Below are 25109 nucleotides of genomic sequence, written 5' to 3' on the forward strand. Positions count from 1 at the left end.
CCTTACCCACCCTCTTGTTCTTGATTTGCATGTCCTCCGGGTCCCGCCAGGGCGGGAAAACGCACTCTAAACTCGCTGCCGTCCCCGGGTACCGAGTTGAAGTCGATCTCGCCGTTCATGGCATGAACCAAGCCACGAGTGATCGACAGCCCGAGCCCGGTGCCGCCGATACGACGCCGATCGGAACTGTCGGCCTGAGCAAAGCGTTCGAAGACACGCGGCTGAAACTCCAGCGGTATGCCCTCCCCCGCGTCACGCACCGCTACCTCCCACCAGTCAGCAGCGGCATTTGTCACCGACCTGATGACAACCATGACGACAGCACCTGACGGTGAGTGTTTACAGGCGTTGGAGATCAGGTTGGCAAGCACCTGGGCGAAGCGATGCGGGTCCAGCGCCGCCTGAGCTTGGTTTTCAGCACGCTGCAACTCCAACGTCACGCCAAAACCGTCGGCATAGGGTTTGTTGTCGATCAGCGCCTGCTCAACCAACGCAGTCAGCTCGACGCGCTGCAGCCGTACCTCGAGCTGACCGGCCTCGAGCTTTTCGATAGCGAGGATGTCATCGATGAGGTGTACCAGACGCTGGCCGTTCTTCTCGGCCACTTGGACCAGGGTTCGGGCATCATCGGGCAGCTTGCCACCGTAGCCCTGCTGCAGCATGCCCAGTGCCCCCTTGACAGCGGTCAGAGGTGTGCGCAGCTCATGGCTGACGGTGGCGATGAACTCCGCTTTCATGCGCTCCATCTCGCGCCGCTGCGTAATGTCGACAGCCACCGTCAGCAGGTGTTGGCTGCCATCGGACAAGGTCAAGGGGCGTTTGAGCATCTGCAGCCAACGTTCGTTGCCCTCACTGTCGAGAATCTTCAGCTCCGGTACGCGCAGCTCATCGCGTCCGGCAAGCAGCTCGCTGTCACCTACACTCAGAGGGCGAAGCAGCGGCGCCTGATCCAGCTCGGACACCCGGCGCCCCTCCACCTCGCTCGGCTGCAACCCGAAAAAACCGGCGAAGGACTGGTTGCAAAGCAGGAAGCGTCCATCAGCATCGCACGAGAAGATCAGGTTCTCGTCTGCATCCACCACCCGACGCAAATACATCTGTTGATCGCGCAGCCGCCGGCGGCTACGAAGCCGGTCGGTAATATCCCGAGCGATGACCAGATGCTCACCGTCCCGGGTGGGAAGCATGCGAACCTCGTATTCGGTATCGTCGGGATCGTGCCAGACAAAACTGTGCAGCAATCCATCGCTACCGCTTTCGCCCAGGCGCTCATGCAGCTCGCAGGCAAAGGGGTCGGTCACCGGCGCCTCGCCCACCAGACGATGAATGCCTCGCTCGGCATCGATGACGTACAGTTCGTCCGGTACGGTATGCAGAAGTGCCTGCAGCCGCGCCTCACGATGTTCCGCATCTTCGAGCAGTTGACGACGAATGGCGAGCACACGGTTCAAGGCGCCATAAGCTGCCACGAAGAGAACCACCACGAATGCAACGCCGATGATTGCCACCTGACGGGCGCGAGCAGCCTGCTCGGCAGCACGATCGTTCTGAAAAGCCAGTAACTCACGCTCTCTGCTCTTCAGCGGGTCGAGTATGTCGCGTATGCGAACCATGGTCTGACGGCCACCTGCAGCCAGTAGCCGTAGCGCTGCAGCCTCGAGCCCATCGCTTTCACGTACTTCGATATTGCTATCGGCAATGCTCACTCGCTGATCGATCAATGTCGTTAAGCTGGACAATTGCTCATTGGGCATCCGCCCGCCGGATTCCAGTCGATCGACCAGGTCGCTGCGCTCGGCGTCAAGGCGTTCGAGCGCGTTTCGATAGGGAATCAGGTAATCGCTACGACCAGTAATGACGAAGCCACGCTCACCGGTTTCCACTTCGAGCAGACTCACCTGGAGATCCTGGATGGCCGAGATCAGTGCCAGGCCGTCATCTACCGTTTCATTGACCTCAAGCAGCGCCTGCTGGACCCGCCCCGCCTGGAGAGCGAGCACGATCAGCAGCACGAAGGCAAGCAGTGAGGCAAGACGATGCAGGGCAACGGCAGAGAGTCGCTTGACCACCGGACTCATCTCGTAGGTCGCCTGCGATCCTTGCGAAGCCGACCCAGCAGGTGGAACAGGGATTTTCCGCTGACCATGCCCAGTACGTAGATCGCCAGCAGCAAGAGTGCCAGCGGCATGCGCGCGCCCCAAGCCAGGAAGCGCACCTCGACCAGAACGATGTTCTGCGCAAAGAGAATCACGACCAGAAGCGTGATGACGATCTTGATCGCCAGCAGTAGCGTATCCATGCACTCTCCTTTCCCAAGCATCTCCTTAAAGCTGGGCGGCGGAGCGATTTCTGTCAATTTTGCCAATACGTTGCGCCCGGCCAGGCCGGGCGCAACGATAGCGGGTGACGGTTCAACCCGGGCGCAACGATAGCGGGTGACGGTTCAACCGATGGCGAACAGCGCCCCGGCAGCGGCGATCGCAACGCCCAGCGCCCGCAGGATACGGTTCTCACGCGCTATCAGGAACGAACCCGCTGCACGCCCCGCATAGGTGATGGCCACGGTCGCCAGGGTGAAGCCAGCCAGATACGCCAGGGTGGAAACACCATGGGGCATCTCGCTGCCGTGGGCATGGCCGTGGAACAGCATGAACAGCACCACCACGCCGGCGCCCACCGGCGTGGGCACCTTCACCAGCGCAGCAATCAACACCCCTGCCAGCAGTACCGACATGGCGATGCCGAATTCCACGCCCGGCAATGCCATGCCGGCCCAGGCCAGCCCCGCCCCCAGCAACATGCCGCCCGCCGCCAGCGCCGGCGCAGCGAGACTGAAAGCACGGCTCTGGCGCAGGCTCCACAGGCCCACCGCCAGCATCGCCAGCAAGTGGTCTAGCCCCAGAAACGGGTGGGCCAGGCCGGCGGCGAAGCCGCCATCATGAGAGTGGTCATGTCCTGGATGCGCCCCGGCCAGGGTGGTGAAGAGCAGCAGTGCTGGCGCTGCAAGCAAGGCCAGACGTGAGGGTGTAAAAAAGTTGGCGTTCATGGGTACGATCTCCTTGCCCTTTGGTAGCTCTGTATAATTTTCGTCAAGCGCTGGCCGGCTGGGCCTCAGGCCGACGCTCCGGCAGCATGCCGCGATCGATAATGAACCGGATGATCTCCTCGAGGCCGACGCCGTCGTAGAGATTGGTGAAGACGAACGGGCGCTCGCCGCGCATCTTCTTCGAATCACGCTCCATCACTTCCAGCGAGGCGTGAACCTGCTCGGCGATGTCGATCTTGTTGATGATCAGCAGATCCGACTTGGTGATGCCGGGGCCGCCCTTGCGCGGAATCTTGTCGCCTGCTGAGACGTCGATCACATAAAGGGTCAGGTCGGAGAGCTCGGGGCTGAAGGTGGCCGAGAGGTTGTCACCGCCGGACTCCACCAGCACCAGTTCGAGACCGGGATGCCGCGCTTGAAGATCGTCGATGGCGGCGAGGTTCATCGAGGCATCCTCGCGGATCGCCGTGTGCGGGCAGCCGCCGGTCTCCACGCCGAGAATGCGGTCGGCCGGCAACGCCTCGTGGCGCAGCAGGAAGTCGGCATCCTCACGGGTGTAGATGTCGTTGGTCACCACGGCAATGTCGTAGTGGTCGCGCAGCGCCAGGCACAGCTGCTTGAGCAGGGCCGTCTTGCCGGACCCGACCGGGCCACCGACGCCGACGCGTAGGCAATGTGTCATGTCGTTACTCCTCGTTCATTCTCGAATGCAGCGCGCCTGGACATGGGAGACGCCGACTCACCACACCACGCGACCGAAACCCTGGCCCGGCGGCCGGTCTCAGCGGTCGGAAAGACGGCACATCCCTGTGCCGGCTTTCCTCGATCTTCTTCCCTGAAGATCGACCGCTTCGCTTCGGCCGTCATGCCAGCGGCCGCGCGAGGTGGATTCGCCAGCGCTCCCCCATGCCCCCGGTGTGTCATGTACCCATTCACCTGACGCCACGGTTCATAGCAATCAACTCCGAAACAGCCTCGAGTACTGCGTTTCGTGCAAAGCGCTGGCCAAAGCCAGCCCGGGCAGCGCCGGGCCAAGTTCGTCGTCACCGAGCGCGAGGGCTTGATCCACCGCAGCGACCAGCGTCGGGCGCAGCCGCTCGACCAGGCGCTGGGCGGCGGTGTGCCCCAGCGGCAGCGCCTTGCAGGCCACCGCCAGTTGGTTCTCGAGCCAGGCCCAGGCGAAACCGAGCATGGCCTGGCGCGGCATCACCCCGCGCACCTGGGCGGTCCAGGCAAACATCGTCACGTAACCTGCCCCGGTCGGCAGAGCGGGAGTCCCATTCGGCAACTCAGCGGGCAACAGCCCCAGGCTGCCCAACAGCCGCGTCAGCGAAGCACCCAGCCGCGAGTCCTCGGCGGCCAGCTCTGCAGTTTCGCGGTTGGCGGCAAGCCAGCCATCCCACTGCGCTATCGCCTCGGCGTCCTGCTCTGACCAGGCCTGCTGCAGGCGCGCCAGTACCGGCAGCTCGCAGCGGGTCAAGCCGTCATCGAGCACGCCTTCCAGCCACTCGCCGAGGCTCTCTTCGTCATCTACCCAGCCCAGCTCGAAAGCGCTCTCGAGCCCCTGGGAAAAGGCAAAGGCCCCGATCGGCAAGGCCGGGCTGACCAGCTGCAACAGCCCCAGCAGCGCCAGGTCGTTATCCGAACCCACTGGCGATGGAGCCGGCTCAGTGGGCATGGTGATGCTCATGGCTGTGCTCGTGGTCATGGTCTTGGTTTTGGTCGTGCTCATGACCATGAGCGTGTGAATGGCCGAGCTGGTTGTAGGCACCCGGCTCGGGGTCGAAAGGCGCCTCGTGCCGCTCCAGACTCGCTCCCAGCAGTTCGGCCAGCTCTTCCAGCACGTGATCCGGCGGGAAGCGCACGTAACCACCTCGCCAGTCCTCGCCCAGGGCCAGTTGCACGTGGCGATTGCCCAGGTGGTAGGCGAGCCGCGCCAGGGGCAAGCCCGCTTCGACCCGAGCGGTCACCACCGGCTCGTCGGCGGCCCTGACCCGCACGATCTCGCCAGTCTCGGCTCGCAGCCCCTCGCCATGGCGTAACACTGGGCCACGGTCGAGGAACAGCCCCAGCTCACGACCGGAGTCGCTCACCGCTTTGAGCCGACCACGGATGCGCAGCTCATAGGGCAGCGTGAGGGTGTCGCTGGCCTGGCGCCCTTCGATGGGTCCCAGGCGTTCGATCAGTTTCAGCATCGCTATTGCCTCTTCGCTCGCCGCCAGCCTTGCCCTCGCTCAACGCCACGTGACCGAAACCCTGACACCATGTGCGAGCTCCCGCGGTCGGAAAGACGGCACATCCCTGTGCCGGCTTTCCTCGATCTTCATCCATGAAGATCGACCGCGTCGCTTCGCCCGTGGTGTCAGCGGTCACGTGAGGTTTCGCGATGACAAGCTGGCTAGGCGATGTCGTCATGCTTCAAAACAGGTGGTAGCGCTGCGCCAAGGGCAGCTCGGTAGCCGGTTCGCAGGTCAGCAGCTCGCCATCGCAGCGCACCTCGTAGGTCTGCGGATCGACGCTGAGCTCGGGGCAGGCGTCGTTGAGCTTCATGTCGCTCTTGCGCACCCCGCGCACGTTCTTGCACGCCACCAACGGGCTCGCTAGCCCCAGCCGCTCCCCGATGCCGGCGTCCAGCGCTGACTGACTGACGAAGCTCACGCGGCTCTGGCTCGCCGCACGGCCAAAGGCACCGAACATGGGCCGGTAGTGAACCGGCTGCGGCGTGGGAATCGAGGCATTGGGGTCGCCCATGGGCGCCGCTGCGATCATGCCCGCCTTGAGGATCAGCGCCGGCTTGACGCCGAAGAAGGCCGGGCTCCACAGCACCAGGTCGGCCAGCTTGCCCACCTCGATGGAACCCACCTCATGAGCGATACCGTGGGTGATCGCGGGGTTGATGGTGTACTTGGCCACGTAGCGCCGGGCGCGGAAATTGTCGGCGCCCAGCGCCTCGTCCTCCGGCAGCAGGCCGCGCTGCACCTTCATCTTGTGCGCGGTCTGCCAGGTGCGACACACTACCTCCCCCACCCGGCCCATGGCCTGGGAATCCGAGGCGATCATCGAGATCACCCCCATGTCCTGCAGGATATCCTCGGCGGCGATGGTCTCGCGACGAATGCGCGAATCGGCGAAGGCCACGTCCTCAGGAATGTTCGGGTCGAGGTGGTGGCACACCATCAGCATGTCGAGGTGTTCGTCGATGGTATTGATCGTGTAGGGCCGCGTCGGGTTGGTCGACGACGGCAGCACGTAGGGCTTGGAACAGGCAATCAGGATGTCCGGCGCATGGCCGCCCCCGGCGCCCTCGGTGTGATAGGTGTGGATGCCGCGCTCCTTGAAGGCGGCCAGGGTGTCCTCGACGAAGCCCGACTCGTTGAGCGTGTCGGTATGAATGGCAATCTGCACATCGTACCTTTCGGCCACACTCAGGCAATTGTCGATGGAAGCAGGCGTGGTGCCCCAGTCCTCGTGCAGCTTGAGGCCGATCACCCCGGCCTCGATCTGCGCCTCGAGCGCCTCGGGCAGGCTGGCGTTGCCCTTGCCGAGCAGACCGATATTCATCGGCAGCTCGTCCACCGCCTGCAGCATCCTGCCGATGTGCCAGGCGCCCGGCGTGCAGGTGGTGGCATTGCTACCGGTGGCAGGACCGGTGCCGCCACCCAGCATGGTGGTGATACCGCTTATCAGCGCCTCTTCCACCTGCTGTGGGCAGATGAAATGGATGTGCGCGTCGATACCGCCGGCAGTGAGGATCTTGCCCTCGCCGGCGATCACCTCGGTGCCGGGGCCGATAACGATTTCCACGTCGGGCTGGGTATCGGGGTTGCCCGCCTTGCCGATGGCCGCGATACGGCCCGCCTGGATGCCCACATCGGCCTTGACGATACCCCACCAGTCGAGGATCAGGGCGTTGGTGATCACGGTGTCCATCACCGTGGCATCGGCGCGCTGGCTCTGGCCCATGCCGTCGCGGATCACCTTGCCGCCGCCGAACTTCACCTCCTCGCCGTAGTGGGTGGCATCGCGCTCCACCTCGATCCACAGCTCGGTATCGCCCAGGCGCACCCTGTCGCCCACGGTGGGGCCGTACATGTCGGCATAGGCCTGCCGGCTGATCTTGCTAGGCGTGCTCATGCGTCACCTCCATCCAGCTTGCCCATCACGTCACCGCGAAAGCCGTAAATGTGGCGGCTGCCGGCAAAGGGGATCAGCGTGACTTCACGGGTCTGGCCCGGCTCGAAGCGAATCGCCGTACCCGCCGCCACGTCCAGGCGAAATCCACGCGCCTTGACTCGGTCGAAGACCAGCGCCGGGTTGGTCTCGGCGAAGTGATAATGAGAGCCGACCTGAATCGGCCGGTCGCCGGTATTGGCCACCTCAACGGAGATCCGCTCGCGTCCGGCGCAGAGCTCGATCTCGCCGTCCTGTAATTGGTACTCACCGGGAATCATTGATCTTCCCTCTACGTTATGACTGTCATTGAACAGCTAAAACTGAGCGAACTAGGGCCTTTCTTACTCCCTAGACGATCGGTGTGTGGACAGTGACGAGCTTGGTTCCGTCGGGGAAGGTGGCTTCGACCTGCACCTCGTGCACCATCTCGGCCACCCCCTCCATCACATCGTCGCGGCCGAGGATCTCGCGGCCGTAGCTCATCAAATCGGCCACGCTGCGCCCGTCGCGCGCGCCTTCCATGATCTCGAAGCTGATCAGGGCCACGGCCTCGGGATAGTTGAGCTTGAGACCGCGGGCCCGGCGTCGTTCGGCCAGCTGGGCGGCGGAGAACAGCAGCAGCTTGTCCTTGTCTCTCGGGGTCAGTTCCATGCGTCTCTCCTGGTGAGTCAGGTGAACCAGATACGGGGCGGATGAGCGGGCACACCGATCAGCAGCGGCCTCAGGCAGGCCCAGGCCTGCCGGCAGATCTTCCAGGCTTCGTTGCGCTCATGGCCCAGGTAACGCAGCAGCAGCACGCCATGGCGCACGGTCACCGCCCAGCGCGGGCTCGCCGTTATCGCATCACGCAGCGCCTCGATGGCTGCGGTTTCGTTGGTGAGGCCCACGGCCCACAGGGTGGCCTGCACACTGGCCCCACCCTGCCCCCAGCGACCGGCGAAGCGTGGGTGTGCCGGGTCAAGCGGTTGGCGCTCCAGCCACAATGGCTTGCCATCGCGATACAGCCGAAAGCGCTGATCGATGCGCCCCGACACATAGGGCAGCCGGCTCGCCGGCCGCCCCAGTGCCAGCACTTCCCAGCCCAGGCAGCGTGCGCCCGCGTCGAGATCGATGAGGGTCTCCTGCACACCCCGCGAACCATCGAAGGCAATAGTTTCCTGGGGCAGCCATTCAAGACTGCCGTGCTGAGATACCTTCAGGGTGGTGCGCTGTTCCCAGGCCACGCCGTGGCTGTCGGCACGATAGAGCTTGTTGGCCGCAGGCGTGGTCAGCAGCGCGTGGGCTTGCGCCTCGACCCGCGCGGCGATGCTCAAGGCATCGCCGCTGACCAACCCGCCGGGCGGGTGCAGCAGGTAGACGTGGCAGGCGCCATCTCGCCCTTCCGGGTAGAAGGGCCGCTGCACCCGCAGCGGGCCGCGGTGACGCGCCTCGACCATACGCGTCAACCCATCGCGGCAGTCAAAGCCGAGCGTCAGCGACGCCGCCCAGTGACGCTCGGCATCGAAGCGATGGCCGGAGTGCGTCGCTGGCTTGGCGAAAGCGGAGGTGGCGAAAGCGGTCATTGGCGGCTCGTGGCATACATATCTGACAAACCCTTCAGCAAGGGCCGTACCAGCTTGGTGAATCGCCCTGACTCACTTTTATAAACAATACCCTATAAAAAATCGGCGCGACGCAAACGCGACCCGCCGACTCCTTTTGGTGCGCCAGATCAGCACTTTTGCACCAGCCTAACGCACCATTTTCGCCCGCAGCACATTAATGGTGCGTGATCGACCGATTAAACCGTCAGGTGTGCCTTGATCAACGCATCGGAGAGTTCTGCGATCCCCCCCTTGGCCACCGGCCTGCCGCGATCCATGATCACGAAGCGATCCGCGTACCTACGCGCGAAGGGCAGCTTCTGTTCCACCAGCAGCACCGTCAACCCATCCTCCTCGATCAGCTTGCGAATCACCTGGCCAATCAAGGTGACGATGTTGGGCTGGATGCCCTCTCCAGGCTCATCGAGTATCAGCAAACGCGGCTCGATGACGAGCGCCCTGCCGATGGCCAGTTGCTGCTGCTGGCCGCCGGAGAGATCCCCGCCCCGGCGATGCCTCATCTCCTCGAGCACCGGGAAGAGCTCATAGATACGCTCAGGAATGGTGCGCCGACCATCGCCGCGAGCCGCCAGGCCGGTGCGCAGATTCTCCTCGACGGTGAGCAGCGGGAAGATCTGTCGCCCCTGGGGAACGTAACCGATGCCCAGACGCGAGCGATCCTCCACTCGCCGCCTGGTCAGCTCGACATCGTCGGCATAACGGATGCTGCCAGAGTCGACCTTGACCTCACCCATGATCGCCTTGAGCAAGGTCGTCTTCCCCACCCCGTTCCGCCCCATCACGCAGGTGCACTGGCCAGCCGCTACCATCAGGTCCAGGTCCCACAGGGTATGGCTTTCGCCATAGTACTGGTTGAGCTTCTCGATCGTCAGCATCAGACGGTTTCCTCCTCGGCTTCGGCACCCAGATAGACCTCGACCACCCGAGGGTCGCTGGAAACCTGATCCATGCTGCCCTCCGCCAGTACGCTACCCTGATGCAGCACCGTGACCTTGCGCGCAATGGAGCGCACGAAGCCCATGTCGTGCTCTACCACCACCACCGACTGCTTGCCGGCAAGACCGGTGAGCAGTTCAGCGGTGCGTTCCATCTCCTGCTCGGTCATGCCTGCCACTGGCTCATCCACCAGCAGCAGCCGCGGCCGCTGCATCAGCAACATGCCGATCTCCAACCACTGTTTCTGACCATGGGAGAGAATGCCCGCCGGACGGCCACGCAGCGCCTTCAAGCCGATCACTTCCAGCACCTCGTCGATGCGATCGCGAATCTCGCCATTCATGCGGGCGGTGAGGGTGGGCAGGATGCGCTTGTCCGCGGCCATCGCCAGCTCCAGGTTCTCGAATACCGTGAGCGCTTCGAACACCGTGGGCTTCTGGAACTTGCGACCGATGCCGAGGCTGGCGATCTCCGGTTCGTTCATGGTCAGCAGATCGTGCCGGCTGCCGAACCACACCTGCCCACTGTCGGGCCGAGTCTTGCCGGTGATGATGTCCATCATGGTGGTCTTGCCGGCACCATTGGGCCCGATGATGCAGCGCAGCTCGCCATCATCGATGGTCAGGCTCAAGTCATTGATCGCCTTGAAGCCATCGAAGCTGACCGTGACGTCCTCCAGGTAGAGGATCGGTCCATGTCGCACATCGACGGGAGATGCCGCCGGGACCAGAAAGTCGAACACCCGGTCGCGCTGAGCCAGGGAACGCAGAATGCTCATGCCGATGCCTCCTTGCCCGAGAGCGAGCCGCCGTCATCGCGACGCTGCCTGAGTCGCAGCGCCAGCAGTCCTGCCACGCCCTTGGGCAGGAACACCGTGACCACCACGAAGAGCCCGCCCAAGGCGAACAGCCAGGCGTCCGGCATGGCGCCGGTGAAGTAGGTCTTGGCATAGTTGACCAGCAGCGCCCCGATCACCGCCCCATAGAGGGTTGCACGTCCGCCCAGGGCCACCCACAGCACGATCTCGATAGAGAACAGCGGCGAGAACTCGCTCGGATTGATGATCCCCACCTGGGGTACGTATAGCGCTCCGGCCAGCCCCGCCAGCATGGCCGAGACCACGAACACGAACAGTTGGAAGCGCTCGACCCGGTAGCCGAGAAAACGCGTGCGCGCCTCGGCGTCGCGTGTCGCCACGCATACCCGGCCCAGCTTGCTGGTGACGATCGCCCGGCACAGCACATATCCCAGCGCCAATGCCACGCCGGAAGCCAGGAACAGCCCCAGCCGGGTCTCGCTGCTGCGCAGGTTGAAACCCAGGATCTCGCGGAAGTCGGTCAGGCCGTCGCTGCCACCGAACCCCATCTCGTTGCGGAAAAAGGCCAGCATCAGGGCGAAGGTGAGTGCCTGGGTGATGATCGAGAGATAGACCCCGGTGACGCGAGAGCGGAACGCCAGGAAGCCGAACACCAGTGCCAGCACCCCCGGCACCAGCAGCACCATCAGGAAAGCGAACCAGGCCATGTCGAAGCCGAGCCAGTACCACGGCAAGCTGTCCCAGTTGAGGAAGACCATGAAGTCCGGCAGCACCGGATGGCCGTATACCCCGCGCTCACCGATCTGGCGCATCAGGTACATGCCCATGGCGTAGCCGCCCAGGGCGAAGAAGGCGCCGTGGCCCAGGCTGAGAATACCGAGATAGCCCCACACCAAGTCCACTGCCACCGCCAGCAGCGCGTAGCTCAGATACTTACCGAACAAGTTAACGGTATAAGCATTGACATAGAGCGGGTGCCCGGGAGCCAGCGCCACATGCAGCAGCGTTACCAACGTCATGGCCGCCAGCAGCACGCCGAGAAAGATCAGCGTCGAGCGCTCGCCAAAGGGGCGCAGCAGCCAGAGTCGAGAAGAATCCATGGATCAGCCCTCCGCCGCCCGGCCCTTCTGCGGAAAGAGTCCGCGGGGGCGCTTTTGAATGAACAGGATGATGAACACCAGCACGATGATCTTGGCCATCACGGCCCCTGCCCAGGGTTCCAGCACCTGGTTGATCACGCCCAGCGAGAGACCCGCCACCAGGGTGCCCCACAGGTTGCCCACGCCACCGAATACCACCACCATGAAGGAGTCGATGATGTAGTTCTGCCCCAGGTTGGGCCCCACGTTGGTCAGCTGGCTGAGCGCCACGCCGGCAAGCCCTGCCACCCCGGAGCCCAGGGCAAAGGTGAGGATATCCACCCGGGTAGCCCGGATACCCATGGAACGCGCCATGGTGCGATTCTGGGTCACTGCCCGCACCTCCAGCCCCAGCCGGGTGCGACGCATGACCAGCATCAGCAAGGCGAACACCACCAGGGCGAAGCCAAGCACGTACATGCGGTTGAGGGTGAGTGACAAGGCGTCGTTGACGGCGATGGAGCCGCTCATCCACTCCGGCGTGATCACGGTGCGGTTGAGCGGCGAGATGCCGGTACGCACCAGCTGCTGCAAGATCAGGCTGATGCCGAAGGTGGCCAGGAGCGTCTCCAGCGGGCGCCCTTTCAGGAACTGGATGACCCCGCGCTCGATGGCGATACCCGCCAGTGCCGACACCATGAAGCCGGCGGGGATGGCCAGGATAAGCGCCAGCCCGGGCTGACCGGGCAGCAGCTGTTGCATGGCCCAGGTGGTGTAGGCCCCCAGCATGATCAGCTCGCCATGGGCCATGTTGATCACCCCCATCACGCCGAAGGTAATGGCCAGACCGATGGCCGCCAGCACCAGCACCGAGCCGAGGGAAAGACCGAAGTAGAGCGTTTCGGCGGCACGGTTGACCTTGAGCATCTGTTCGATACCGCTGAGCGCCTCACGGGCTGCGTCGGCAATGAGCGGGTCATCGGCGTTGGCGGCACGGTTGAGAGCCACTCGTACGCGGGAGTGCAGGCTGCCGTGCAGGTCATCGATCGCCTCGAGCTCGCCTTGCTCCAGGCGGTAGATGGCAAGGGCCTGGGTCAACCGCCCGCGCACGCGCGCGTCTGTCTCTTCCTCGATGACCTCGGCCAGCGGCCCGGCCAGGTCACCGTCGACCTCGCCCAGCAGGCGCTCGGCCGAGGCCCGCCGTAGCTGTAGGTCAGGAGAATAGAGGTCCACCACGGCAATCGCACTGCGCAGCTGATTGCGCAGTGCGTTGTTGATGCCGATGCGTCCCAGGTCGCGGCGCGACATCTCACCCAGGGACTCACCGGTGAGGGCATCCTGCACCGGCCAGTCACGCCCGGTATTGTCCAGCACCACCACGAAGCGGCCGTCGTCGGCACGCTGCAGGCGGCCATCGAGCAGCGCCTGGAGCCAGTCACGCGCACGGGGATCGTCGCTACGGACGATGGCGTCGATGGCCTCGCCCTTGACCGGGAAGCTGTCGACATCCAGCGCCTCAAGCAGCGTCATAGCGGCGGCATCGTCGGTTGGCTCGGTGTCCTGCGCCAAGGCGGGGGGCGTCATGATGAACCCGAGCACCAGCGCGAGAGCCAGCAGGATTCGCATCGGCCAGAAGGCTCGAGGCTGGGAGGCTCGTTCATCCCTGGCGGCTGCGCAGCCGGCCCTCGCCCTGGCCGTCGCTGGCCCGGGCATGGGAGAATATCTCATCGGAGCGTTCCTCGAATCGGTAGAGAAGGCGTGCTCCCCCGCCGCCGCGGCAGCGGGGGATGGGGGCTTACTCGGCGAGTGCAGCTTCGGCCTCTTCAGCCGCCGTGCTGCCGCCGCAACGACCGGTGGCGACGTTGAAGTTGCCGCAGCGCATGGGCGCCTGCCAGTCGGCCATCAGGTCGCGGGAGCCCGGCAGGAACTCGGACCAGGCATCGCCGGCAACCGTAGAGGGCGTCTGCCACACGATGTCGAACTGGCCGTTGTCCTGAACCTCGCCGATCAACACCGGCTTGGTGATGTGGTGGTTGGGCATCATTGCCGCATAGCTTCCACTGAGGTTGGGCACCACCACGCCGATAATGGCGTCCTTGATCGCATCGGGGTCGGTGGTGCCGGCCTTGCGCACCGCCTCGGCCCACATGTTGAAGCCGATGTAGTGGGCCTCCATCGGGTCGTTGGTCACCGCCTCCTCGTCGCCGGTCCAGTCGATCCAGGCGTCGATGAAGTCGTAGTTGGCATCGGTATCGACGCTCATGAAGTAGTTCCAGGCTGCCAGATGGCCAACCAGCGGCGCGGTATCGATACCGGTCAGCTCCTGCTCGCCCACCGAGAAAGCGATGACCGGGATGTCCCCGGCGTCCACGCCCTGGTTGCCCAGCTCACGGTAGAACGGCACGTTGGCGTCACCATTGATGGTCGAGACCACCGCGGTGGGCTTGCCCTCGCTGCCGAAGCGGCGCACCTCAGCAACGATGTTCTGCCAGTCGGAGTGGCCGAACGGCGTGTAGTTGATCATGATGTCCTCGTCGGCGATGCCGTGCTCCTCCTTCAGGAAGGCCTCGAGGATGCGGTTGGTGGTGCGCGGATAGACGTAGTCGGTACCGAGCAGCGCGAAGCGCTCGATGCCCATCTCATTGATCAGGTACTCCACTGCGGGAATCGCCTGCTGGTTGGGCGCGGCACCCGTGTAGAAGACATTCTCGGAAGACTCCTCGCCCTCATACTGAACCGGATAGAACAGCAGGCCGTTGAGCTCCTCGAACACGGGCAGCACCGCCTTGCGCGACACCGAAGTCCAGTTGCCGAAGACCACATCCACTTCGTGTTGCTCGAGCAGTTCGCGCGCACGCTCGGCGAACAGCGGCCAGTTGGAGGCCGGGTCGACGACCACCGCCTCGAGCTGGCGACCAAGCAGGCCGCCCTGCTCGTTCTGCTGGGCGATGAGCATTTCCACGGTGTCTTTAAGCGTCGATTCACTGATGGCCATGGTGCCGGAAAGCGAGTGCAGGATGCCCACCTTGATGGGATCCTCCTCGGCGAGCGCCTGGCCGGCAGCACTCAGAGCGACTGCCGACAGCAGCGAGGCAGCCACGGAGCGAAACGGCAAAGACCTGGTGCGAAGCGGGAAAGACATGTTGCGACGGGAAGCGTTCACGCAAACCTCCTTGCGCCCTCCTGTGGGAGGAACTTGTTGTGGCGCACGGTCGACAGTGACCGAACGTTGCTAGGCAAGATGGCTTTGCAAGGCCTGCGCCACTTGGTTCAATCCATGTGTAAATCTCCTGAAAACAAAAGCATGTGCCCCCACCCGTCAGTTCATAGCACCCTCTGTGCACCTTTCGCGTGCAGCAACCGAGTGCTCTCCTGCGACACGATGATCCACCTGCACCCTTGCCTCGCACCAGATCAGTGCACCATCCCCACCAAACGCAGCAGGGGCGCCGATTTCTCGACGCCCCTGCTGCCGGGTTGCTGTTGGATCAGCTCAGCCGCGGGCCTTCACCATCACTTTCTTGGCCAGCGGCAACACCAGCGACAACGCCGCGATGATGAGCAGCCACATGGATATCGGCTTGTCGATGAAGATCGACCAGTCACCACCGGAGATCTGCAACGCCCGACGCATGGACTCCTCCATGATATCGCCAAGAATCAGCGCAAGAATCAGCGGAGCCGCCGGGAAACCGAACAGGCGCATGCCAAGCCCCAGCAGGCCGAAGCCAAGCAGCAGCAGCAGGTCGAAGACACTGAAGCTCATGCCGTACACCCCGATCATGCAGAAGATCAGGATCAACGCCAGCAGCAGCGGCCGCGGCAGATCGAGGATCTTGGCGATAAGCGGAATCAGCGGCAGGTTGAGTACCAGCAGGAAGATGTTACCCAGGTACATGCTGGCCACCACGCCCCAGAACACATCGGGACGATCCACCAGCATCGCCGGGCCGGGCGACACGCCCATCACCAGCAGTGCACCAAGCAGCACTGCGGTAGAGCCGGAGCCGGGCACGCCCAGGGTCAGCAGCGGCACGAATGAGCCGGTACAGGCGGCGTTATTGGCCGACTCCGGCGCCGCCACGCCCTTGATATTGCCCTTGCCGAAGGTGTCACCATCCTTGGCCAGGCGCTTCTCCATGCTGTAGCCGAGGAAGGAACCAATGGTGGCACCGGCGCCAGGCAGCACGCCGGTAAAGAAACCCAGGATCGAGCTACGCCCCACAGGCGGTGCGATCTGCCTGATTTCCTGCTTGGACAGCTTGAGCGAGCCAATGGCGTTACGCGGCTGCTCCTTGCCTCCGCCACCCTTCAGCAGCATGTAGAACACCTCGGCCAGGGCAAAGATCCCCAGCGCGACAACAAGGAATTCGATGCCATCGAGCAGGTGTGCGGTACCAAAGGTGAAACGCTCGGTGCCGGTCTGCAGGTCGATGCCCATGATCGAGATCATTACCCCCACCACGGCGGCAATCAGCCCCTTGACCAGCGACTTGTCGGAGAGCGAGACCACCGCGGTCAGGCCCAGCACCATCAGCGAGAAATACTCTGCGGGACCGAAGCTCACCGCCACCCGCCCCAGCAGCGGAGCCACCAGCATGAGGAAGATGATCGACACGGTGCCGCCGATGAAGGAGGCATAGGCGGCAATCGCCAAGGCCTTGCCGGCCTGGCCCTGCTTGGCCAGCGGATAGCCATCGAAGGAGGTCGCTACGGTTCCGGCAACCCCAGGGGCGTTGAGCAGGATCGACGAGGTCGACCCACCGAAGATGGCACCGTAATAGACCCCCGCCATCAGGATCAGGCCCGACGACGGCTCCATGCCGAAGGTCAACGGGATCATCAAGGCCAGCGCGCTGATCGGCCCCAGCCCCGGCAGCATGCCGATGACGGTACCGGCAAAAACCCCGGCGAAGACGTAAAGAATGTTGATCGGCTCCAGCGCAATGCCGAAGCCGTACATCAGATTGTTGAAAGCTTCCATGGGCTCGCCCTCCGGCCAGTCAGATCGGCAGCACGCCGGTGGGTAGGTAAACGCCCATGATGCGTGTCATGGTCAGATAGAGCCCCAGCACCACGCCCAGCGCCGTGGCGAAGTTGATCCAGTGGCGCCGGTAGCCGTAGTAGGCTGCCAGTCCGAACACCAGGGCGACCGATGTCAGCACGAAGCCGACCGGCACCAGCAACAAGGCATATGCCGCAAGCGCCAGCGCGGTGATCACCACGCGGGTCCATGGCCGCAGCAGAAGCGGCAGCTGCTGTTCCTCAGGATCGAGTTCCTCGGGGACGTCCTGGGCCTGGGGTTTCTCCAGGAACAGCAGTACCGAAAGCCCCAGCAGCATGAAGCCCAATACCTTTGGGAACAGATCGGAGTCGATCGGACGTGGCAGCGGAAAGGCGGGAATCTGCCAGGCCATGGCCAGATAGCCCACCGACACCACTGCAAGCAAGAGTGCAATGACCTGGTTGGAGTTGAGTCGCGTCATGGGAGTCGGTCCCGGGCCACCGCCGAGCGGGCAGCGCCCCAGTTTGGCGTTCGAGTATGTCCGGGCTTCGCTAAGCGAAGCCCGGACCCGGGAAGTGACAGGAAGTGGCGAGAGGGGTTATTCGCCCAACAGGCCGAGGTCGCCCAGGATGGTGCTGAACTCCTCCTTCTGCTCATCGAGGAAGGCGCCAAACTCTTCGCTGTCCTGATAGGCGTCGATCCAGCCCAGCTGCTCGCGAGCCTGCTCCCAGCCGTCGGTTTCGAGCATCTGGGCGAACAGATCTTCGTAGTAGGCCACCGCTTCGGCAGGCATGTCGGGGGTTCCCATCACGCCGCGCCAGATATCGAAGGTGTAATCGATATCCTGCTCCTGATAAGTCGGAACGTCTGCCAGGGCACCGCCAAGGCGCTCCGGTGCCGAGACGCCCAGGGCGCGCAGCTCGCTGCCTTCGCCGAGCTGACCCGAGGCCTCCCCGGCGCCGGTGATCACCGCCTCCACATGTCCACCCATCAGGCTGGTCATGGCTTCGCCGCCGCCGGAGAAGGGAATGTAGTTGACCGCTGCCGCGTCAAGCCCCGCCGCCGCTGCCAGGCCAGCCATGGAGATATGGTCCATGGACCCGGGAGCGCTACCGCCGCCGACGCTGAGCTGGGGGTTCTCCTCCATGGCTTCGATCAGCGATGGCAAATCCTCAAAAGGTGAGTCGTCGCGCACCAGGACGATGGAGTAGTCGGTGATCAGCCTGGCGATGGGGGTGAAGTCGGTATGATCGTAGCGGGACGCGCCGGCCAGAGGCACCAGGATGATCGGCGGGCTGGTGGCGAACAGCTTGTGGGGATTGCCGCTGTCACGAGCGATCTGAGCCCAGGCCACCGCTCCGCCGCCGCCCGGCACGTTGATGGCACCGAAGCTGCGCTCGGCCAGGCCTTCTTCCTGGATGACACGAGAGGTGGTGCGCACCAGCGTGTCCCAGCCGCCACCGGGGTTGGCCGGGGCGATGAATTCGATGTTACGCGTTGGAGCCCACTCGTCGGCCTGGGCGGCCGTGCTCATGCCCACCACCGCGGCAAGCGGCAGCACGATGGCGCTGAAACGGGTGAGGTGTTGCTTGGCAGTCATGGCGTTCTCCTGGAGAGGATTTTGTTGTGATGGCGGGTCTCACGCCCGCGTACAGGGAGAACGTTAGAAGAGCCGGATACGAAGCGGCAAGTTTATGCGCATAAACGATAAATTGTTCGTTTTGCGCATTTTGTTCATTTTGCTCACGGCTTACCGCAGTGTTCGCGCCCGACTCAGCACTCTTCGCACCAGGCCGCCGCATCACCTACGAGGCGGTAACGTCTTTCAGGTCTCCCTACATCACCGTAGCCCAGTTCGGCTCCAACCACCTGCACCGACACCAGAAATTCCAGATAGCGCCTGGCCGTGGAGCGGCTGGCCCCCATGGCGCGGGCAACGTCCATGGCTGCCAGCGGCTGTGCCGCGCTCTCCAGCGCCGCCACTACGGTACGCAACGTCAGCCGATCGATACCCTTGGGCAGGCTACGGACACTGGCACTCGTTGTGCCTTCCGGGCGCAGACGGGCCAGCACGCGGTCGAGCTCCTCCTGGCTCATCTCGCTACGCGCCGCCAGCGCCTCGCGCTCGCGCCGGAAACTGGCCAGCATCTGAGTCATGCGCGTCGCTTCCACAGGCTTGATGAGATAGTCGAAAATACCACCGCGCAATGCCTCGGAAATGGTGTCGACCTCCCTCGCCGCCGTCACCATGACGATATCGACATGCAGATAGTCATGACGCAATGCCCACAGTAACTCCAGCCCCTCGACATCCGGAAGGTAGGCATCCAGCAGCACCAGGTGGACGGCGCTGCCATGTCGAGCCATCAGGTCACGCGCCTCGGCCCCATTGCGGGCCATGCCCACCACGGCGAAACCCTCGCTCTGCTCGATGAAGGCGCGGTGGATCTCGGCGATGCGAAAGTCGTCCTCGACGATCAGGATTCCGTATTCTTCAGGCTTCAGGCCTGCTGAGCGCATTTCTCCCCCATGCTGTTGTTATGATAATGGGCTGCCGGCTTCGACCGGCTGGGACGTACGACACAATGAGCGGTCCAATACTGCCGTGAAGCAGGCACCGCCCAGCTCGCTCTCCTCCAGGGTGATGGCCCCGCCATGCTCGCGGCAAAGACGACTGACCAGCGCCAGGCCGAGGCCGCGGTGCTTGCCCGGCTTGGTGGAAAAGCCCTCATCGAAGATCGCCTCGACATGCTCGGCTGCGACACCCGGACCGTTATCCTCTACCTCGATCAGCAGCTGCTCACCCAGGTCGGTGAAGAACAGTCGCACCTGTCCGTCGTTGCCGCGTTGTTGAGCGGCATGACAGGCATTGTCCAGCAGATTGCCGATGACCGTCATCATCACCTCCTGGCCGGTGACGGTCAGCGGTGAGGAGAGCGAACTGTGCTCGTCAATCTCGAGCGCCACGCACAGCTCTCGCGCCCGCGTCATCTTGCCAAGCAGCGTGCCGCTGATGACAGGATCGGCGACATGTTGCATCAGGAAGCTCATCTGCTCCTGCTGGCGTGCGTTCTCCTGGTGGATCAGGGCCAGGGCATCGTCGATGCGATCGAGCTGCAGCATTCCCGAAATGGTATAGAGCTTATTGGAGTACTCATGTGCCTGGGCACGCAGCATGTCCACGTCCCGACTGGCTGCGCTGAGCGCATTGGACAGATCGACGATCTCGCGACGACTGCGAAACGTCGACACCGCCCCCTCGATCTCGCCACCATCCAGGATCGGCACACGATTGACCACCACCGGATGATCGCCCAGCCACATCTCCTGGTCGAACTGACGCTCGCCGCGCTCGAGCACCTCCGACAAGCGCGAATTAGGCACCACTTGCTGAATCGGCTGCCCCAGCACGCGCTCTGCAGGCGGCAGGCCGAGAAACCGCCGCGCCTGCTGGTTGACCAAGGTGATCTGCCCTTCACGGTTGACGGCCAGGATCCCCTCGTGAATGGATTGCAGGATCGCTTCCTTCTCCATCGCCAGCCGCGCGATTTCGTAGGGCTCCAGGCCGAGAATCACCTTCTTGAGGTGGCGAGAAAGCAGGTACGCCCCGGCGAACCCCAACACGATCATCAGTGCCACGAGCCACCACCCCAGGCTGGTGTGCTCGGTCACGTCCATGGCCACGCGGTCCAGCATGAAGCCCACCGACACGATCCCGATGATGTTGCCCTCGGCGTCGAACACCGGCGTCTTGCCACGCATCGCCTCACCCAACGAGCCGGTGGCCTCCGAGACATAGGACTCGCCGTGCAACAGCGCACGATCGTTGTCGCCGCCCACCATCCGCTTGCCCAGGCGCTCAGGCAGCGGGTGGGAGTAGCGTAGACTGTCGGTATTACCCACCACCACGTAACGGGCGCCGGTCTCACGGCGAATGCGCTCGGCAATGGGCTGGATGGTGGCACTGGGATCGGGGTCGTCGAAGGCAGCTATCAGTTCGGGAATGCTCGCCACGCTGAGCGCTACGGCCAGCGCGCGCTCCCCCATCTGCTGACTTACGATCTCACCCTTGCGGTGATTGAGATAGGCGCCCTGGGCCAGCAGCATGCCGGCCAGCAGCACGCCCACCAGTAGCATTACCTGCAGGCGAAAACTGCGCGTCAGCCAGCCACGCCGCGGACGACCGCGGCGCAGGCGCTGGAGATCGGCAATGGATTCGCTGCGCGGGGAAGACATGACTGGCTCTCGCTGTAAGCGAAAGTGTCATTGTCGCATGAGTCACGCAGCGAGACACCCTACTCGGGCGACAGGCGGACTTCCACCACGCCTGGACCGATCATGTCGAGTTCCTCGGCCGCCCGCCGCGAGAGATCGATCACACGCCCCCTGACGAAAGGGCCGCGATCATTGATACGCACGACCGTCTCACTGCCGTTGTCCAGGCGGGTCACTCTCACGGTGGTGCCGAACGGCAGGCTGCGGTGGGCCGCCGTCAGTGCATTGCGGTCGTGGCGTTCACCGCTGGCGGTCTGTCGGCCGTGGTAGCGGTCGGCATAGAACGATGCCAGGCCCTGCTCACCGTTCCAGCCAGAGGGTGCCGGGACGCGCTCGCCCTGCCCGCCACCGCGGCCGGCACAGCCGGCGATCAGCACTGACAGAAACAACACCAGCACGACTCGGACGAGGCCGGAATCGGCCGAGCCGGCAACGACGACGGAACGTACGCTCATCTCTCTCACCTCGAAGACGTTCCCAGCGAACCGGCCCGACATTAGCCCCAAGCCCCGCGGCAAGCAAGCCTTCAGCCTGCCAGGGTTCGCCTCAACCTGGGACTCAGGATCTCACCGGCGAGGGTGACAAGGGCCAGCAGCAGAAGCAGCCAGGGCCAGTGCATGCCGAACTCGACCCGCGCAATTCCCAAGGCATCGACGAAGATCACAAGGATCCCCAGCGGGCTGACATAGCGCACCATGAACAGCCACAGCGCATGCCAGTGCGGCGCCAGGCCCAGCTCCTCGCGAAAGCTCTCGCTCTTGAGCACGAAGCCGGCCAACAACGCCATGCCCAGCCCGCCTAGCGGCATCATCCAGCGCGAGGTGAGGTAGTCGAGCCAGTCGAAGAAATGACGCCCCGCCAGGGTCCAGTCCGCCCCCAGATTGAACGACAGCATGGCCAGGGTGCTGATCAGCCACAGCACGATCCCGGTGCCCCAAGCCGCGGTGCGGCGGCTGATCCCCTTGTTGTCCACCAGCCAGGAAACGGTGGCCTCGACCATGGAGATCGACGAGGTCAGCGCCGCCATGGAGAGCATGACGAAGAACAGGATGCCGAACAGCGTGCCCAGTGGCATGGCCTGGAAGGCCAGCGGCAGGCTCATGAACAGCAGGCCGGGGCCCTCGCCGGGATTCAGGCCGTTGGCGAAGATGATGGGGAAGATCGCCAGCCCCGCCATCAGCGCCACTAGGGTGTCGGCCACCGCCACGCTGAAGGTGGTCCGGGCGATGGAGGTTCTCGATGGCAGATAGCTGCCATAGGTGAGGATGGCACCCGAAGCCAGCGACAGGGTGAAGAAGGCGTGGCCCAGGGCAGCCAGCATCCCGTCGCTGGTCAGACTGCCGGCATTGAAGGAGAACAGGAAACGCCACGCCTCGCCGAAGCCGCCGGAGAACATGCCGTAACCGATCAGGATCAGCAGCATGATGACCATGCCCGGCATCATCCAGCTGACGCTGCGCTCGATGCCCGCTTGCACCCCCTTGCCCACGATCAGCATGGTCAGGAGCGTCACCAGAGTGCTCCAGAAGCCCAGGTTGAACGGATTCGCGTTGTTGGCCGCAAAGATCGCTACCATGTCGTCGACATTGCTGCCGGCGAGCTGGCCGGTGACCATCTTCCACAGGTAGGAAAATGACCAGCCGGCCACCACCACGTAGAAAGAGAGAATCATGAACCCGGCGAGCATTGCCATCCAGCCCAGCAGCGACCAGAGTGGCGAGCGTCCCGACTCGGTGACCACGCGGCGTACCGCATCGATGGGACTGCCCCTGCCGCGACGCCCGAAGGCGATCTCGGTCATCATCACCGGCACGCCGACGGCCAGGATACAGGCCAGGTAGACCAGCACGAAGGCACCACCGCCGTGCTCGCCGGTGATGTAGGGAAATTTCCAGATATTGCCCAGGCCGACGGCAGAGCCGGTCGCCGCCAGCACGAAGCCCCAGCGGCCTAGCCACTGGGCGCGAGGTTGTTGCGGAGTCGTCATCGTGTCACCAGGGGAGTGTTGTTGTAGTGCGGACGCAGCAATATGCCCGCCGCAATGTCAGGTTAGCAACGTTATTTATTGTAGAACTAGAAAACTGCATGAAAGCTGCCTGAAAAACAGGCAATAAAACGGCCCCCACCTGAGGAGTGGGAGCCGCTTCAGACTCAGTCGTCCTTGAGGACGCCGCGGCGGATCTGATCCTCCTCGATGGATTCGAACAGGGCCTTGAAGTTGCCCTCACCGAAACCGTCGTTGCCCTTGCGCTGGATGATCTCGAAGAAGATCGGGCCGATCACGGTCTCGGTGAAGATCTGCAGCAGCACGCCTTCGTCCGGGCCGCCGTCGATCAGCAGGCTCAGCTCGCGCAGGTCCTCGACGTTCTCTTCGTGGTTGGGCACGCGAGAGTCGACCTTCTCATAATAGGTGTCCGGGGTGGTGAGGAAGGTCACACCGTTGGCGCGCAGCCCGCGCACTGTGGCGTAGATATCGTCGGTGGCCATGGCCAGGTGCTGGATGCCCTCACCGTTGTACTCGCGCAGGAACTCGGCGATCTGCGAGGTATCGTCGGCCGACTCGTTGATCGGGATGTGCATCTTGCCGCAGGGTGCGGTCATGGCACGGGAGTGCAGACCGGTCTTCTTGCCCTTGATGTCGAAGTAGCGGTTCTCGCGGAAGTTGGCGATCTCGGTGTAGAAATCGGCCCACTTGTCCATCTGGCCGCGGTCGACGTTGTGGGTCAGGTGGTCGAGCACATTGAGGCCCACGCTGTTGTCGTTGGGCGAACGACCGGGAATCGGCTCGAAGTCGATGTCGTAGATGGTACGCCCTTCGCTGTCGACCTTGTTGTCGACGAAGTAGAGCAGCGAGCCACCGATGCCGCGCACCGCGGGAATGCCCACCTCACCGGGGCCGATCGGGTTCTCCACCGCTTCGGCGCCGTGGGCCAGGGCGTACTCGAAGGCCTGCCTGGCGTCGGCCACCTTCCACGCCATGGCACAGGCACAGGGACCGTGCACCTTGGCGAACTCGGCGGCGTGGCTATCAGGCTCGGCATTGAGCACGAAGTTGACGTTCTGCTGCTGAAACAGGAACACCTGCTTGGAGCGGTGCTTGCGCGTCTCGGTAAAGCCCATGCGATTGAACAACGCACGCAGCTCCTCGATACCTTCGGCCGTAGGTGCACTGTACTCGACGAACTCGAAGCCGTTGGTTCCGATGGGGTTGTCCTGGCTGATCGGGGTGACGGTCTTGGCGGGTGCGTTCATGGTTTCCTCCAGGGGATGGACGTTGTTATGCAAGCGCATTCACTGCGTCAGGTCGTTTCGGTGGCCTGCTTGCCGCCGATGGGGTGACCCCAGCCTAGTGCGCCCCCTCCCCCGGCGAAATGCCGCCCCTGCGGCTTTCCCAGCCTCCTCGGAGCCAGACCTCACCCGATTTCGTCAGGGTTTCTTTACACATCGCCATGACACGTTCTTTCCCACTTCGGGGCGGTGCAAAATCATGACAGAGCGTAAACTTATCTTTACGCAGGAGTCGTTCGCTCAAGAGAGCATGGCGCCGCTGGCAATCCTCCACGCCACCCACGCCAGGATGAGGCCGATCACCAAATCGATGGCCCGCCACACACGCGGGCTGGCCAGTCGTGGCGCCAACCAGCCCGCGGCAGCAGCCAGGCCAAAGAACCAGCCGAACGAGGCCATGGCCGCACCGAGGAAGAACCCCAGCGGGCTGGGTTGCACCGCACCGATGGCGCCGAGCAGCACCACCGTTTCGAGATAGACCTGGGGATTGAGCAGGGTCACGGCCAGGGTTGCCGCCAAAGCGGCCTGCCACGATTTGATGCCACCGCCGTCGGCTACCAGCGCCTGACCGATGAAGGCCCGACGAAACGCCAGCGCTGCCTGCCAGGCCAGAAAGGCGGCTCCGGCCCAGCGGGCCACTTCCATCAGCATCTCCTGCTGGGCGATCAATATGCCCAAGCCCAACACGCCGACACCGACCAGCAGCCAGTCGCACAGCGCGCAAACCCCGGCCACCAGCCAGGCATGCTGCCGACGCAGGCTCTGCTGCAGCACGAAGGCATTCTGGGCACCGATGGCGACGATCAGCCCGGCGCAGATCAACAGTCCGTTGAGCCATGACAACCACATCGTATTTTTCTCCCTGGCAAGTCGATGCCGCCAAGGC

24 protein-coding genes are annotated in these 25109 nt (G+C 63.8%); all 24 read right to left on the minus strand.

Going from position 1 to position 25109, the window contains the following annotated elements:
- Positions 1 to 2: 2 nt before the first annotated feature.
- Positions 3 to 2078 (minus strand): sensor histidine kinase, encoded by a 2076-nt coding sequence (locus H1D44_RS02090; protein WP_181513179.1) that lies wholly within the window; start codon positions 2076 to 2078, stop codon positions 3 to 5.
- The gene (locus H1D44_RS02095; protein WP_181513180.1) at positions 2075 to 2299 is read right to left on the minus strand and encodes a LapA family protein; all 225 of its coding nucleotides are present in this window, start codon (positions 2297 to 2299) and stop codon (positions 2075 to 2077) included. The genes H1D44_RS02090 and H1D44_RS02095 overlap by 4 nt, the downstream gene beginning before the upstream one ends.
- Before the next feature lie 144 nt (positions 2300 to 2443).
- On the minus strand, positions 2444 to 3046 hold the full coding sequence (locus tag H1D44_RS02100) for a HupE/UreJ family protein (protein WP_181513181.1): 603 nt from the start codon (positions 3044 to 3046) through the stop codon (positions 2444 to 2446).
- 43 nt (positions 3047 to 3089) lie between these two features.
- The gene (gene ureG, locus H1D44_RS02105) at positions 3090 to 3728 is read right to left on the minus strand and encodes an urease accessory protein UreG (protein WP_181513182.1); all 639 of its coding nucleotides are present in this window, start codon (positions 3726 to 3728) and stop codon (positions 3090 to 3092) included.
- A 276-nt stretch (positions 3729 to 4004) separates the two neighbouring features.
- Positions 4005 to 4736: an urease accessory protein UreF gene (locus tag H1D44_RS02110; RefSeq protein WP_238984352.1), complete on the minus strand. Its 732-nt coding sequence runs from the start codon at positions 4734 to 4736 to the stop codon at positions 4005 to 4007.
- Entirely contained in the window at positions 4714 to 5241 is a 528-nt protein-coding gene (ureE, locus tag H1D44_RS02115; protein WP_181513183.1) for an urease accessory protein UreE, read from the minus strand. The genes H1D44_RS02110 and ureE overlap by 23 nt, the downstream gene beginning before the upstream one ends.
- Positions 5242 to 5464: 223 nt before the next feature.
- Complete coding sequence (gene ureC / locus H1D44_RS02120) at positions 5465 to 7180, minus strand: urease subunit alpha (protein WP_181513184.1); 1716 nt, start codon at positions 7178 to 7180, stop codon at positions 5465 to 5467.
- A complete protein-coding gene (locus tag H1D44_RS02125; RefSeq protein WP_181513185.1) occupies positions 7177 to 7497 on the minus strand; it encodes an urease subunit beta in 321 nt (106 codons plus the stop codon). Before H1D44_RS02125 ends, ureC begins: the two co-directional genes overlap by 4 nt.
- Before the next feature lie 70 nt (positions 7498 to 7567).
- Positions 7568 to 7870 (minus strand): urease subunit gamma, encoded by a 303-nt coding sequence (locus tag H1D44_RS02130; protein ID WP_181513186.1) that lies wholly within the window; start codon positions 7868 to 7870, stop codon positions 7568 to 7570.
- Positions 7871 to 7887: 17 nt separating this feature from the next.
- Positions 7888 to 8781 (minus strand): urease accessory protein UreD, encoded by an 894-nt coding sequence (locus H1D44_RS02135; protein WP_181513187.1) that lies wholly within the window; start codon positions 8779 to 8781, stop codon positions 7888 to 7890.
- 218 nt (positions 8782 to 8999) lie between these two features.
- Positions 9000 to 9698: an urea ABC transporter ATP-binding subunit UrtE gene (gene urtE / locus H1D44_RS02140; protein ID WP_181513188.1), complete on the minus strand. Its 699-nt coding sequence runs from the start codon at positions 9696 to 9698 to the stop codon at positions 9000 to 9002.
- The gene (gene urtD / locus H1D44_RS02145) at positions 9698 to 10537 is read right to left on the minus strand and encodes an urea ABC transporter ATP-binding protein UrtD (RefSeq protein ID WP_181513189.1); all 840 of its coding nucleotides are present in this window, start codon (positions 10535 to 10537) and stop codon (positions 9698 to 9700) included. Before urtD ends, urtE begins: the two co-directional genes overlap by 1 nt.
- Positions 10534 to 11676 (minus strand): urea ABC transporter permease subunit UrtC, encoded by a 1143-nt coding sequence (gene urtC / locus H1D44_RS02150; protein ID WP_181513190.1) that lies wholly within the window; start codon positions 11674 to 11676, stop codon positions 10534 to 10536. The genes urtD and urtC overlap by 4 nt, the downstream gene beginning before the upstream one ends.
- A 3-nt stretch (positions 11677 to 11679) precedes the next feature.
- Entirely contained in the window at positions 11680 to 13281 is a 1602-nt protein-coding gene (gene urtB, locus H1D44_RS02155; protein WP_181513191.1) for an urea ABC transporter permease subunit UrtB, read from the minus strand.
- Positions 13282 to 13450: 169 nt separating this feature from the next.
- On the minus strand, positions 13451 to 14797 hold the full coding sequence (urtA, locus tag H1D44_RS02160) for an urea ABC transporter substrate-binding protein (RefSeq protein WP_181513284.1): 1347 nt from the start codon (positions 14795 to 14797) through the stop codon (positions 13451 to 13453).
- A 351-nt stretch (positions 14798 to 15148) separates the two neighbouring features.
- Positions 15149 to 16639: a tripartite tricarboxylate transporter permease gene (locus H1D44_RS02165; RefSeq protein WP_181513192.1), complete on the minus strand. Its 1491-nt coding sequence runs from the start codon at positions 16637 to 16639 to the stop codon at positions 15149 to 15151.
- A gap of 19 nt (positions 16640 to 16658) precedes the next feature.
- Positions 16659 to 17141 (minus strand): tripartite tricarboxylate transporter TctB family protein, encoded by a 483-nt coding sequence (locus tag H1D44_RS02170; protein ID WP_181513193.1) that lies wholly within the window; start codon positions 17139 to 17141, stop codon positions 16659 to 16661.
- A 117-nt stretch (positions 17142 to 17258) separates the two neighbouring features.
- On the minus strand, positions 17259 to 18260 hold the full coding sequence (locus H1D44_RS02175; RefSeq protein ID WP_181513194.1) for a Bug family tripartite tricarboxylate transporter substrate binding protein: 1002 nt from the start codon (positions 18258 to 18260) through the stop codon (positions 17259 to 17261).
- A 173-nt stretch (positions 18261 to 18433) separates the two neighbouring features.
- Positions 18434 to 19180: a response regulator gene (locus H1D44_RS02180; protein ID WP_422671644.1), complete on the minus strand. Its 747-nt coding sequence runs from the start codon at positions 19178 to 19180 to the stop codon at positions 18434 to 18436.
- A gap of 18 nt (positions 19181 to 19198) precedes the next feature.
- Complete coding sequence (locus H1D44_RS02185; protein WP_181513195.1) at positions 19199 to 20896, minus strand: ATP-binding protein; 1698 nt, start codon at positions 20894 to 20896, stop codon at positions 19199 to 19201.
- A 59-nt stretch (positions 20897 to 20955) separates the two neighbouring features.
- Positions 20956 to 21390 carry a septal ring lytic transglycosylase RlpA family protein gene (locus H1D44_RS02190; protein ID WP_181513196.1) on the minus strand — a complete coding sequence of 145 codons (435 nt, stop codon included), beginning with the start codon at positions 21388 to 21390 and terminating at the stop codon, positions 20956 to 20958.
- A 71-nt stretch (positions 21391 to 21461) separates the two neighbouring features.
- Positions 21462 to 22922 (minus strand): sodium-dependent transporter, encoded by a 1461-nt coding sequence (locus H1D44_RS02195; protein WP_181513197.1) that lies wholly within the window; start codon positions 22920 to 22922, stop codon positions 21462 to 21464.
- A gap of 164 nt (positions 22923 to 23086) precedes the next feature.
- Positions 23087 to 24187: a 4-hydroxyphenylpyruvate dioxygenase gene (gene hppD, locus H1D44_RS02200; RefSeq protein WP_181513198.1), complete on the minus strand. Its 1101-nt coding sequence runs from the start codon at positions 24185 to 24187 to the stop codon at positions 23087 to 23089.
- A gap of 276 nt (positions 24188 to 24463) precedes the next feature.
- Positions 24464 to 25072, minus strand: coding sequence for a LysE/ArgO family amino acid transporter (locus tag H1D44_RS02205; protein WP_181513199.1), 609 nt, complete (start codon positions 25070 to 25072; stop codon positions 24464 to 24466).
- Positions 25073 to 25109: the final 37 nt, after the last annotated feature.

This window comes from Billgrantia kenyensis (genome assembly GCF_013697085.1).
In the GTDB taxonomy this organism is placed as follows: Bacteria; Pseudomonadota; Gammaproteobacteria; order Pseudomonadales; family Halomonadaceae; genus Halomonas; species Halomonas kenyensis.